This window comes from Pseudomonas sp. Choline-02u-1 (assembly GCF_002836515.1).
GTDB lineage: Bacteria > Pseudomonadota > Gammaproteobacteria > Pseudomonadales > Pseudomonadaceae > Aquipseudomonas.
Window position 1 is genome coordinate 1 of record NZ_PJBC01000063.1, and the last position, 11,836, is coordinate 11,836.

Sequence of the window (11,836 nt, forward strand, 5' to 3'; positions counted from 1 at the left end):
CCCATGTGGGAGCGGGCTTGCTCGCGAAGGTGGCGGCCCATTCAACACTTTCATCGTCTGACCCAATGCATCGTGAGCAAGCCCGCTCCCACAGGGGACCTGTGTTGATTTTGGAATTGGGGACCAGCAGTCCATTCAAACTCAGGCAGGCGCGCTGTCTTCGGGCAGTTGGGCATACCACTGCGCATACGGGGTAGTGCTCACCTTGCGCCGGTTGTAATCCGGGCTGTCGTCGTCCCACCACACCGGCCCGCGTTCACCCAGCGCGACTTTCACCTCGTCCACTCGAGCTCTCGCTGACTTCAACGCCTGTGCATCGTCCGCACGTTTCGCCTGTTTCACCGCACGCCGGGCCGCCATGAGATCTGCGACCAGCGACTCGCGTTCGGCGGGTGGCAGCGATGGATTGCTGCAACGCCAGAGCTGCTGCTTGACTACGAAATAGCGGCCATCGGGGGTGGTGGGGTACACGATAATTCTCTTACTCGCCGGTTCTACCAGCGTACCTACCTTCGACGTCCCCTCAGTCACGCACGTTCCGTTCAGTCCCCAACACTGAACAGCAATCCTGACCAACATGACAAATAAGAATAAGTTTCAATTAGCAATGCGCCGGTATACCATGCGCCGCGTTTTCATTGGCGGTTTTGCCCTTCGTTCTGGCCTATTCGTAAAGGTTTACACCTCATGCGTCGAACTCTGCTTTCCATCTGTGTGCTGCAGGCGTTGTCTTCTTCCTCGTGGGCTGAGTCAGCCGAACCGACTTCTTCAACGCTTGAGCTGGACGCCACCGACGTGGTTGGCACAGCAGATTACGAACGGGCAGACGGCCCGGTGCAGGGCTACCGTGCCACGCGTTCGGCCAGCGCCACGCGCACCGACACTTCGATTCATGAAACCCCGCAATCGATCAGCGTGGTGAGCAGGGATGCTGTCGAAGACCTCGGCGCCACGCGTTTGCAGGATGCCCTGGATTACGCCGGCGGCGTCGGTCGGGCGAACAATTTCGGTGGGCAGGGCCTGACCACCTTCACCGTGCGCGGTTTCACCACCGGTGAGTTCTACCGCAACGGTTTCCCGATCAACCGCGGCTACCCGAACATGCCTGACGCCAACACCATCGAGCGTCTGGAAGTGCTGCGTGGTCCGGCGACCATGCTGTATGGCCGTGGCGATCCCGGGGGAACCTTCAACGTGGTATCGAAACAGCCGTTGCCCGAGCGCACCGTCACCTTGGGCAGCCAGTTGAATGACCAAGGCATGAAGCGCGGCACCCTCGACGCTTCCGGGCCGCTGGATGAAGAAGGGCGCCTGGCCTATCGCTTGAATGTGGTGGGCGAGGGCGGTGATACCTTCCGCGATCATGTCGAGACCGAGCGCTACGGCATCACGCCGGTGCTGACCTGGCAGGCGACCGACGCGACCAAGCTGATTTTCGAAGGCGATTTCATGCGCAACAACGCGCCACTCGATCGTGGCGTGACGCGCTATCCGGCGCAGATCGGCACCGCCTCGCGCGACACGTTCTTTGGCGAGAAGGACGTCGGCAAACTGCACAACGACAACAACATGGCCCAACTGCGCTTCGAGCACATGCTCAATGACGACTGGACTCTGGGCGGTGGTTTCCAGTGGCTCGACGGCTCGCTCAAGGGCAACGCGATCGAGGCCAACGGCATTGCCGCCGACGGCCGCACGCTGGGGCGCAACTTCAACTACCGCAAGCTGGAATGGACCGACAAGGACACCCAGCTCAACCTCACCGGGCACTTCGACACCGGCGGCCTGCAGCACACCTTGCTCACCGGCATCGAATACGAAGATTACGATTACAAGTCGATCATCCAGCGCTCCAGCGGCGCGGTCAGTGCCTACCCGATCGACATCTTCAATCCGGTTTACGGCCAGCCGCGCCCGGCGCTGACCCGTACACCGACCCACGACAAAGAAAACCTCAAGACTTACGCAGCGTTCGTGCAGGATCAGGTTGCGCTGACGGACAAACTGAAAGTGCTGGCCGGCGCGCGTTTCGAGCGCTTCGAGCATGACTACGAAACCTACGTGCCGGACGGCAAAAGCTGGCAGGCCAGCGACAATGCCGTCACCCCGCGTATCGGCGTGACCTACGATTTGACCGAAACCCTGGCGGTGTACGCCAACACCGCGCGCTCGTTCAAGCCCAACACCGGCGCCAGTCGCGAAGGCGGCGGCTTCGCGCCGGAGAAGGGCAAGTCTTACGAGATGGGCGTGAAGTGGGAAGCGCTCGATCAGCAGCTGAGTGTTGACGCGGCGATCTACCAGATCGAAAAACGCAACGTGCTGACCACCGACCCGGTGGATTCAACCTTCAAAGTCGCCGCCGGTGAAGTGCGCAGCCGTGGTTTTGACGTCAATGTCACTGGCAATCTCACCCCCGAGTGGCGAGTGGTCGGCGGTTACGCTTACGTCGACGCCGAGGTGACCAAGGACAACACGCTGCGTTCCGGCACGCGCCTGCTAAACATCCCGAAAAACAGCTTCAGCCTGCTCAACATGTACGAATTCCAGGACGGCACGCTCAAAGGCCTCGGCCTCGGCACGGGCCTGAAATACGTCGACGAGCGCGCCGGGCAGACCGCCAACACCGCGTTTTCCATGGGCACTTACACCGTGGTCGACCTGCTGAGCTTCTACAAAGTCAACGACAAAGTGCGGCTCAATCTCGACGTGAAAAACATTTTCGATCGCGACTACGAAGAAGGTGCCTTCGGTAACGTTTACGCCTATCCGGGCGCGCCAAGAACCGTGCAGGTCGGGATTTCGTACACGTTGTAAACCGCCGCAGCGGTTGTCGCCGCCCTCATGGTGGCCTGAGAGTGGCATGTCGAAATCAGACATCGACATGCCGCACTCAGGCTAGTTGTACGGCGGTCGGGCCACGTAAGGTGAAGCATCATTTCGTCGGCAAAGCCTCTGCGTCGCTGCTTTCGCTTGGTGTCGACACAAGGAAATGATGATCGCCTGACGCTCAGTCAGTGGCCCAAACGTCGATCATGAGAACAATAAGAACCCATGAATAGCCTGAACCCCAAGGATTCCAACGGCCAGTTGGCGCAAGGTTTCAAACCGCGTCACGTCACCATGCTCTCCATTGCCGGCATCATCGGCGCAGGACTTTTCGTTGGCTCAGGCCACGCCATCGCCGCCGCAGGACCTGCGGTGCTGCTCGCTTATCTGTTCTCCGGTCTGCTGGTCGTACTGGTGATGCGCATGCTCGGCGAAATGGCCGTTGCGCATCCCGACACCGGCTCGTTTTCCACTTACGCCGATCAAGCCATCGGCCGCTGGGCCGGGTTCACTATCGGCTGGCTCTACTGGTGGTTCTGGGTGCTGGTGATTCCCATCGAAGCGCTGGCCGCAGGGCACGTCCTCAATCAGTGGTTTCCCCAGGTCGATGCCTGGCTGTTTGCCTTGCTGTCGATTGTGCTCCTGGTGATCACCAACCTGTTCAGCGTGTCGAAATACGGCGAGTTCGAATTCTGGTTCGCCATGGCCAAAGTCATTGCGATCATCGGTTTCATCGGCTTGGGCTTTGCGGTGCTGATGGGCTGGATCCCTGAGCGTGAGGCCAGTGGCTTGAGCACGCTGATGGCCGAGCACGGCGGCTTTGCGCCGAACGGCATGTCGGCGGTGGTCGGCGCGTTCATCACCATCATGTTCAGTTTCATCGGCACCGAAGCGGTGACCATTGCCGCAGCGGAATCAAACAATCCGGCGCAGAACATCGCCAAGGCCACGCGCTCGGTGATCTGGCGCATCGGGATCTTCTATCTACTGTCGATCTTCGTGGTGATTTCCGTGGTGCCGTGGAATGACCCGCAACTCGCCTCGGTCGGTTCCTACCAGCGCGCACTGGAATTGATGAACATCCCCAACGCAAAATTCCTCGTCGACGTGGTCGTGTTGATCGCGGTGGCCAGTTGCATGAACTCTTCGATCTACATTTCCTCGCGCATGCTCTATTCGCTGGGCCGACGCGGCGATGCGCCGCCGGCCTTGAAAGTGACCTCGGCGGCCGGCGTGCCACGGGCTGCGGTGATCGCCAGCACGGTGATTGGCGCGGGCGTGACCTTGCTCAGCTACTTCATGCCGGCCGGTTTGTTTCAGTTCCTGCTCGCCAGCTCCGGTGCGATTGCCTTGCTGGTGTATCTGGTGATCGCCATTTCGCAGTTGCGCATGCGCCGCCGACTGGAACGGGAAAAGGTCGAAATGACTTTGCGCATGTGGCTGTTTCCCTGGCTGACCTGGCTGGTCATCGCCTTTATCTGCGCCGCTTTGGCGGTGATGATGATCACGCCCGAGCATCGCCTGGAAGTTACCTCGACCATTGGCCTGGCATTGCTGATCTCGTTCATTGGCTTGGTCACCAGCCGCCAGCATGGGCCGGCGACCAGCGTGGCGGCGGTGGGCAAAGCCTAAGCAAACAACGCCTTGAGCCCACGGATAAACCAGCCGTTCGGGCTCGAAGGCAGAGGCTCGCGCTGATTGGATGAGCCAGTCAACGCGCAGGTTTCACCGGCGAGCGAGCCCATCAATTGCGGCAGCAAAAAGCTGCGCTCGCATTCACTGGCGGACAGTCCGGTTTTCTCTTGCGGCCAAACGACGTTGGTTTCGGCAAGCGGCTTCATGGCACACCTCCTCAAATTCAAACATCCACCACCAGGGTGTCGCTGCCCTGCGCCGGGGCGGCGCAGCAGATCAGCACTTCGTCGTCCGCCAGACGCATGGCCGGCGGGGTAAGGTAATGCACCTGGCCGCTGGTAAGGCGGGTTTTGCAGGTGCCGCACGAACCGCCGCGACAGCTGAACTCGGGGTTCAAGCCACGCGCCTCGGCCAGTTCCAGCAAGGTGCCGCTGCCCGGTTCCCAGCGTGCTTCCTTACCGGACGTGGCGAACAACACCTTGACCGGTTCTTGCGCGACCGGCACTTGCGGCGGCGCCGGGGTGCTGATTTCGACATCGCGGATCAGCGTCGACGGGCCGAAGGTTTCGGCGTGGATGCGATCGTCGGCAATGCGCATTTTGCGCAGGCCGTCGTACAGCGCCTGGGTAAAACTGCCCGGGCCGCACAGGTAGAAATCGTAGTCATCCAGCGGCAGCAGGCTTTTCAGCAAGGCTATGTCGATGCGCCCGGCGTGATCGTAACCCTGCGCTGTTGCCGCCAGCGGCGGTTGGCTGACCACGCGCAGCACTTTGACCTTGTCGCTGGCACTCGCCGCCAAGGCATCGATTTCTTCGCGAAAGGCCAGATCCTCAACGGTGCGACTGCTTTGCACCACCCAGGTCGGGCGCATGCGGCTGATGCGTTTGCCCTGATACACCACTTCGCGCAGCATCGACAGCAATGGAGTCACCCCGACCCCGGCGGCCAACAGCACCAGTGGCCGGCGTTCGGTGGCGTCGACGGTGAAGTCGCCCTGTGGAGCGCGGGCTTCGATCAAGTCCAATGCCTGAACCCGATCATGCAAGTGTGAAGAAACCTTGCCATCACGTTTGACGCTGATGCGCAGGAACTCATCGGACGGTGCGCTGGACACACTGTAAGTGCGGATCGACGCGGCGTCCTGGCCGTCGAGCAAGACCTTGATCGGCAAGTGCTGGCCCGGTTCGAAGCGCGGCAGGCCGAAGCCGTCGTTGGCTCGCAGGTAAAAGGAGCGGATCTGCGAACTCTCATCGACCACCCGCGTGACGTGCAGCGCGCGCCATTGATTGCGCAGCGCCTCGGCCTGCAAACGCTCGCGGGTCTGTTCCCAGCTGCCGGTCATTTGCGAATTGGGCGAATCGCCTTCCTGCTGCTCGGCCCAGCGCAGCGGCAACGCGGCCTGACGGTAAACGATGCGCTGCGGCTTGAAGCGCCACAGACGCTCGGCGCCCTGGAACGCAGCGATCTGCGGATCGTCGAGCAGCACTTCTGCGCTACCGGTCATCTGCAACAGATCGCCGCTTTCGAAATCGATAAAGGTCAGCCCGGCGCGCGGGTTGAGCAGGATGTTGCCCAAGGTGTTGAAGAACAGATTGCCGGAGAAATCCGGGATGGTCAGGGTGCCGTCCTCGTCCATGTGCACGAAGCCGGATTTGCCGCCGCGATGGGACACGTCGACCTGGCGCTCGCCGTCGCGCACCACGTAAGTGGCCACGTAGAACGAGTCGGCGGCGGTGATCATGTCGCGCACCAAGGGTTCGCTGACAGGCAAGTCGAGCGCGGTGTCGGTGGTCTCGTCGACGAAGGCGTAATGGCGCAGATTGATGTAGCGCGGGCAGTTGCCGTAAGCCTGGGTCACGCCGATCTCAAGGATGTTGTCATCGCGGCGGCTGATATTGCCGTTCATGCGATTGCGCCGGCGGGTGTGCAGCTCGATGCCGAGCATGCCGATCGCGTCGCCGGGCTGCAGGCCTTGATTCGCCGGATCGTTAGGCTGGGCGTCGAGTTTGATCTTCAGCACCTGCGGCGACGGCGAATCCATGAAGCCCGGTTGACCGGTGCGCAGCGTCGCCCACGGGTCGCCCTGGCCATCAACGGCGCCGAGCACGACGAAGGGCAGTTGCGCATAGAACTCGCGGTGCTGGTCCGGCATCCAGTCGCGGGCCAGTTGCCGCTGGCCGACACCGACCATCATCTCCACCGCGCCAACGGCACGTTGCAGGGTCAGCTCACCTTCATGCCAGGGCGAGGGCTGCGGTTTCGACGCTGTGTCCATTTCGATTCTCCTCGGGGTGCAAACGGGCCGGTGAGCCGCCAGGGGCTGAAGCTCAAGTGGGCTCATGTTCGCCCTCGGCCGGTTGCGAGGGAATGGCCAGAAACTGCAATCCACTGTTTCAGTCAGTGAAATGATCCATGCGCTCGCTCAAGGAGCAGTGTGTGACTTAACCCCGTGCAGTGCACGGCGGTGGGCCTGCAAGGCACTTGATGTCAGCACACGCCAAACCTCTGTGGGAGCGGGCTTGCTCGCGAAAGCGGTGTGTCATTCAGGATCGATGTTGACTGACCTGGCACCTTCGCGAGCAAGCCCGCTCCCACAGGTACAGCGTGCACCCTACCAAACGCAGTGTGTGACTTGACCCCGTGCAGTGCACGGCGGTAAGCCTGCAAGGCACTTGATGTCAGCACACGCCAAACCTCTGTGGGAGCGGGCTTGCTCGCGAAAGCGGTGTGTCAGTCAGGATCGATGTTGACTGAGTTGAAAGCCGTGAACAGGGTTTACGGCTGACGCTTCAAGGTTCACCTCAGCGATGGATCACTTCGCGGTCGCAGCGGTTTCGATCAGGCTGGCGACGGCTTTCGGGTTGGACACCATCACCACGTGCGACGCGCCTTTGACCACAACGGTTTGCTTGGAGTGAGCGCGCTCGGCCATGAATGCCAGGGCTTGCGCCGGGATGTTCTTGTCCTGGTCGCCGTAGACGAAGTACGACGGCACGGTTTTCCACGCGGGCTCGGTGGCGGCTTCGTTGAGCGCGGCGACGGTCACCGGACGTTGGGTCGCGGCCATCAACTTCGCATCTGCTGTGGAAACGTCGGCAGCAAACTGTTCGTGGAACTTCTCCTGCTGGATGTACAAATCCTTGCCGCCATCGGCCAGCTCAACCGGGGCCGACAGGGTCGGGCCGAGGGTGCTGCCGGGGAAACGCCCGGACAGCTCTGCTGCGGTTTCACCTTTTTCCGGGGCGAACGCGGCGACGTACACCAGCGCTTTGACATTGGCATTGCCATAAGCGGCTTCGCTGATCACCGGGCCACCGTAGGAGTGGCCGACCAGTACCACTGGTGTTTTCACGCTGGCCAGCACATCCGCCACCGATTGCGCGTCACTCTTGACCGAGCGCAGTGGGTTGGCGGCGGCGATCACCGTGTAGCCATCCTTCTCGAGAATCTTGACTACGCCGTTCCAGCTGCTCGAATCGGCGAAAGCGCCGTGTACCAGCACCACGGTAGGTTTGACCGGCGCGGCGAACACGGCAGTGGTACCGAACATGGCTGCGGTGAGGGCGAGGGTAGCGAATACTTTGTTCATGGTGATGTCCTGTCGATTGATTAAGGTCGGAATGAAAACGACAGGGTTATTTAGCGCGCTAAATTTGTCAGTTCTGTGTGCGCATGACCCAACTTCGCATGCGCGTGTATCTGTGTCGGTGAATGCTACACAGTGATACAAAAGCCGCTGACAGCAACGCCGTTCAGAGGCCGGACAGCGGAGCAGTTGCTGCTCCGCACATATTCATGCATCAGGCGTTTGCAATATCTCTATCCATAAGGCGCCTTTGCCTGATGCGGCTTCACCGACCCGCTTCAGTGCGCCATCGTTGCCCACCGCGTAAGTAGCGACCTTGGCGCTTTTTTCGCCAGTCACCAGCAACCAGCGGCCATCGGGGGAGAAAGCGATGTTGCGTGGTTGCTGTTCTTGCACCGGGTAGCTTTCGAGAAACTTGAGCCCTCCGGTTGCCGGATCCACGGAAAATGACGAAACGCTGCTGCTGGTCCGCTCGCTCATCAGCAGCAGTTTTCCATCCGGTGACATGCGCAGGTCAGCCGCCCAGATGCGCGGGGTCGGGTCGTCTTTCAGATCGTTGTTGCGCGCATCACGGACTTTGCCGTGAGCCAGTTTCAAGCGCTCGGGAATGCCATTGGCTTCAGCGATTCTCGTCAACGCGCCGCTGGCTCCGTCGATGGAAAACGCAGTTACGGTGCCGCTCATTTCGCCAACGACGTATAGAAATTTGCCGTTGGGCGAGAACGCCAAGTGCCGAGGGCCGGTGTTGTCCGGGACGCTGACCGAGCCGCTGCCGATCGGGCTGAGCTCGCCAGTCTTGGCGTCCAGGCGATATTGCAGCACCTTGTCGGTGCCCAGGTTGCCGGCGTAGGCAAAGCGATTGCTCGGCTCGGTGCGAATCGAATGCGCATGCAGGCCGGTCTTGTAGCGAACGATATCAGCGGAAGGTTGTTGATCTTCGCCGATCGCTTGAACGCTGAGCGTATCGGCGCCATAGGATGCCGCGAGCAGGTAGCGACCTTTTCGGTCGGTCGAGAGGTAAGCCATGCTCTCTGCCAGAGGCGCCTGGGTAAATGGCGTCAGGTGGCCGCTTCTGGAATCGATCCGATAGCCCAGGACCTGGAAGGGTTTGACCCGCAAGGCTGCAAACAGCACTCTGCCGTCCGGGGACAGGGCCATGGGATTGACCTGATCACCGGCCCGGATCTGCTCGATGAGGGTGAGCGCCCCGTTGGCCTGATCGAGGCGGTACTGCGAGATCAGACCGTCATCGGGACTTGAGATATACGCGTAAGTAGCGGCGTGGGCAGACACGCTCAGCGCCGAGGCGAGGGCAGCGATCAAGAGGGGTTTTTTCATCATTTCCAGCCTTATTGTTTTTGTGATCAGTCATCCTATGAGTGATTTACCGGGACATCAATGGCTTTCCGGTAAGGCTGCAACGTCGCCAAGCTTATTTAATGTGCGCGTAATAGATGGCTTTGATCAGAAGAAATGATCGAAGAGCGTAGTCGTCATCGAGGTTTGACACATTTTTACATACTCTCGTATTAGCGTTGTTGTACGACATCCTACCTAATGTGTGCAGTGCAACAACTCTCACAAAAACAATAACGGAGATACCCCTATGACGAGCATGGCTCCACTCGATCATCAGGCCGCTGCGAAACCGCAAAACCTTTTCCTGCGAACGCTGAAACTGCTCGGCCCCGGCATTATCGCCGTGCTGTCGTGGCTCGGTGCGGGCGATCTCATCACGTCTTCAGTGGCCGGTGCGAATTACGGCTACGCGATGATGTGGGTGCTGGCGGTCTCGCTGTTGCTTAGATACCTGATCGTCAACATCATTGCCCGGTTCCAGCTGTGCAATAACCAGGGCATGACCATTCTGCAGGGCTACGCCCAGCTCAACCCGGTGTTTGCCTGGTTCATGCTGGTTTATGCCCTGTTGATGGGGCACTTGATGAACGCCTACATGATCAAGGGGGCAGGGGAGTCGCTGGCGATGCTGTTCAAGATCGATCAGCCATTGCTGTGCTCGGTGGCGGTGGTGCTGGCGGTGTGGATGCTGGTCGGGCGCAACATCTACACGATGATCGAAGGCGTGATGAAGCTGCTGCTGGCGATCATGACCCTGGCGTTCATCGCCTTGGCGGTGATGTCCGGTCCGGATGTCAGCGGCATCATCAAAGGCACCATCGGCTTCAGCATTCCGCCGGACGAAGGCGTGCATGGCGCGTTGCTGGTGGCGGTCTCGGTGATCGGCGCGGTCGCCGGCTCGATCGCCAACTTCGTGCACCCGTATGTCATGCGCCAGAAAGGCTGGACCGGGCCGCAGCACAAGCGCATTCAGCGTAACGATCTGCTGTTTGCGGTGTTCGTCGGGATCATCATCAACCTGGCGATCTGGATCGTCGGCGCGGAAATCCTGCGGCCCAACGGTATCGAGGTGAAAACCTTGGGCGATCTGGGCAAGGCGCTGGAAATCTTCTTCGGCCCGATCGGCTGGTACGTGTTCTTCATCGGTGTGTTCGCGACCCTGTTTGCCAGTATTTCAGGCAAGACCACGGCGTTTCCGATGCTGATCACCGATGCCTTCCAGCATGTTCGTCCTGAGCGTCGCGAGAAGTACGGCAAAGAGTTCCATCATGACCCGATGCACAAGTGGTTCATGCTGTTCATTCTGGTCACGCCGCTGATCTGGTCGATGCCGGGCATGCCGGATTTCGTCACGCTGACCATCGGTGTCAGCGCATTGAACATCATTGGCTTGCCGGTGATTTCCCTGGGCTTGCTGATCATGTCCAACCAGAAATCACTGCTGGACAAGCAATACCGCAACAACCTGTTTGAAAACATCGCGCTGCTGTTTGCTACCGGTCTGGCACTTTGGGTGGCTTTTCAACTGGGCGTTGATCTGTTTACTTGATAAGGAAAAACCGAGGGGGCAAAAGCCCCCTCGAATTGCCGCTTACAACGGCAGGTCCATTTCGATCCTGCGCCAGGCTGCTTCGGAAAAGCTGTATACCGAGAATGCGATCAGCCCCAACGCCATCAGCATCAACAGCACACCGCCTGCCGGCAGATTCTGCAAAGCGTCGAGCGCTTCCTTCATGCCAGGTGGGTTCGTGGCCTGGTAAACCGAGCCGCTGACCGCCATCAACACTGCAATCTCGATAAACACCACACCTCGGGCGATCAGGCCAAAGCGCGACACCGGGCGCACGTAGCGCATCACTTCCTCATCGGCTTCGAAGTACTTCTCGAACGAAGCCTTCCAGCCTTTGATGATGTGCGCGATACCGACGCCAAGCGGAATCAGCGCGATCAGGTAGATCAACAGGTTCGAGTGCTCGAATGACAGCAGATGCGCAAGCAGATCCTTGGTCTTGCCATCGCCGGAACCGCCCGAACTTCTGAGGCCGCTCACCAACAGGCCCAAGGCAAAGAGAGCCAGCGCCGCGTTAACCATGCCGCCAGCAAGCAAACCTGCGCGAATGACCAAGCCTTTGAACTCGGTGCCGTGGTGGTCGACATCGCGGATTGCTTGCAGCGCACGCCAAGCGGCGAAGGCCAGCAGGCCGGCAACCACAATCCCGATCAACATGTAGCCGAACGGCTGACTGAGCAATGCTTCGAGGCTCTTGTGGCTGTCTTTCGGTTTGGTGGAATCGTGGGCGGCGAGCAGCGCGAAGATGCCAATGATCAGATACAGAACGCCGCGCGCGGCGTATCCGCCTCGGGCAAGCAGGACAAGCGTTTGGTGAGTGGACATGGGGGTTATTTCCAGGGAATCGATGTGAAGCAGAC

At 60.0% G+C, this 11,836-nt stretch carries 9 protein-coding genes; 3 read left to right on the top strand and 6 right to left on the bottom strand.

All coding sequences use genetic code 11. The features are described 5' to 3' along the window. Window positions 1-141: 141 nt before the first annotated feature. The gene (locus CXF97_RS19865; RefSeq protein WP_101160144.1) at window positions 142-471 is read right to left on the bottom strand and encodes a hypothetical protein; all 330 of its coding nucleotides are present in this window, start codon (window positions 469-471) and stop codon (window positions 142-144) included. A gap of 216 nt (window positions 472-687) precedes the next feature. Here CXF97_RS19865 and CXF97_RS19870 point away from each other — a divergent pair, with 216 nt between their 5' ends. Beyond that, on the top strand, window positions 688-2,814 hold the full coding sequence (locus tag CXF97_RS19870) for a TonB-dependent siderophore receptor (protein WP_101160146.1): 2,127 nt from the start codon (window positions 688-690) through the stop codon (window positions 2,812-2,814). Window positions 2,815-3,051: 237 nt separating this feature from the next. Beyond that, window positions 3,052-4,458 carry a GABA permease gene (gene gabP / locus CXF97_RS19875; protein WP_101160149.1) on the top strand — a complete coding sequence of 469 codons (1,407 nt, stop codon included), beginning with the start codon at window positions 3,052-3,054 and terminating at the stop codon, window positions 4,456-4,458. Here gabP and CXF97_RS19880 read toward each other — a convergent pair. The 4 genes from CXF97_RS19880 to CXF97_RS19900 form a co-directional block, all read right to left on the bottom strand. Further along, window positions 4,455-4,667 (bottom strand): hypothetical protein, encoded by a 213-nt coding sequence (locus tag CXF97_RS19880; protein WP_101160152.1) that lies wholly within the window; start codon window positions 4,665-4,667, stop codon window positions 4,455-4,457. The genes gabP and CXF97_RS19880 overlap by 4 nt on opposite strands. Window positions 4,668-4,684: 17 nt before the next feature. Beyond that, window positions 4,685-6,736, bottom strand: a complete 2,052-nt coding sequence (locus CXF97_RS19885; RefSeq protein WP_101160156.1) for a pyridoxamine 5'-phosphate oxidase family protein — start codon at window positions 6,734-6,736, stop codon at window positions 4,685-4,687. A gap of 537 nt (window positions 6,737-7,273) precedes the next feature. Continuing rightward, complete coding sequence (locus CXF97_RS19895) at window positions 7,274-8,050, bottom strand: alpha/beta fold hydrolase (RefSeq protein ID WP_101160158.1); 777 nt, start codon at window positions 8,048-8,050, stop codon at window positions 7,274-7,276. Window positions 8,051-8,254: 204 nt separating this feature from the next. Further along, a complete protein-coding gene (locus CXF97_RS19900) occupies window positions 8,255-9,388 on the bottom strand; it encodes a lactonase family protein (protein ID WP_178081219.1) in 1,134 nt (377 codons plus the stop codon). A gap of 274 nt (window positions 9,389-9,662) precedes the next feature. On the opposite strand from CXF97_RS19900, the gene CXF97_RS19905 reads away from it, so the two are divergent. Continuing rightward, complete coding sequence (locus CXF97_RS19905; RefSeq protein ID WP_370695140.1) at window positions 9,663-10,955, top strand: Nramp family divalent metal transporter; 1,293 nt, start codon at window positions 9,663-9,665, stop codon at window positions 10,953-10,955. 42 nt (window positions 10,956-10,997) lie between these two features. On the opposite strand, the gene CXF97_RS19910 is transcribed toward CXF97_RS19905, so the two are convergent. Beyond that, entirely contained in the window at window positions 10,998-11,801 is an 804-nt protein-coding gene (locus CXF97_RS19910) for a DUF1206 domain-containing protein (protein WP_101160161.1), read from the bottom strand. Window positions 11,802-11,836 lie beyond the last annotated feature (35 nt).

What these genes read in the sequence shown, in the direction of transcription:
- CXF97_RS19870 (WP_101160146.1), top strand. Translation starts at nt 688, where the DNA reads ATGCGTCGAACTCTGCTTTCCATCTGTGTGCTGCAGGCGTTGTCTTCT.
- gabP (WP_101160149.1), top strand. Translation starts at nt 3,052, where the DNA reads ATGAATAGCCTGAACCCCAAGGATTCCAACGGCCAGTTGGCGCAAGGT.
- CXF97_RS19880 (WP_101160152.1), bottom strand. Translation starts at nt 4,667, where the DNA reads ATGAAGCCGCTTGCCGAAACCAACGTCGTTTGGCCGCAAGAGAAAACC.
- CXF97_RS19885 (WP_101160156.1), bottom strand. Translation starts at nt 6,736, where the DNA reads ATGGACACAGCGTCGAAACCGCAGCCCTCGCCCTGGCATGAAGGTGAG.
- CXF97_RS19895 (WP_101160158.1), bottom strand. Translation starts at nt 8,050, where the DNA reads ATGAACAAAGTATTCGCTACCCTCGCCCTCACCGCAGCCATGTTCGGT.
- CXF97_RS19900 (WP_178081219.1), bottom strand. Translation starts at nt 9,388, where the DNA reads ATGATGAAAAAACCCCTCTTGATCGCTGCCCTCGCCTCGGCGCTGAGC.
- CXF97_RS19905 (WP_370695140.1), top strand. Translation starts at nt 9,663, where the DNA reads ATGGCTCCACTCGATCATCAGGCCGCTGCGAAACCGCAAAACCTTTTC.
- CXF97_RS19910 (WP_101160161.1), bottom strand. Translation starts at nt 11,801, where the DNA reads ATGTCCACTCACCAAACGCTTGTCCTGCTTGCCCGAGGCGGATACGCC.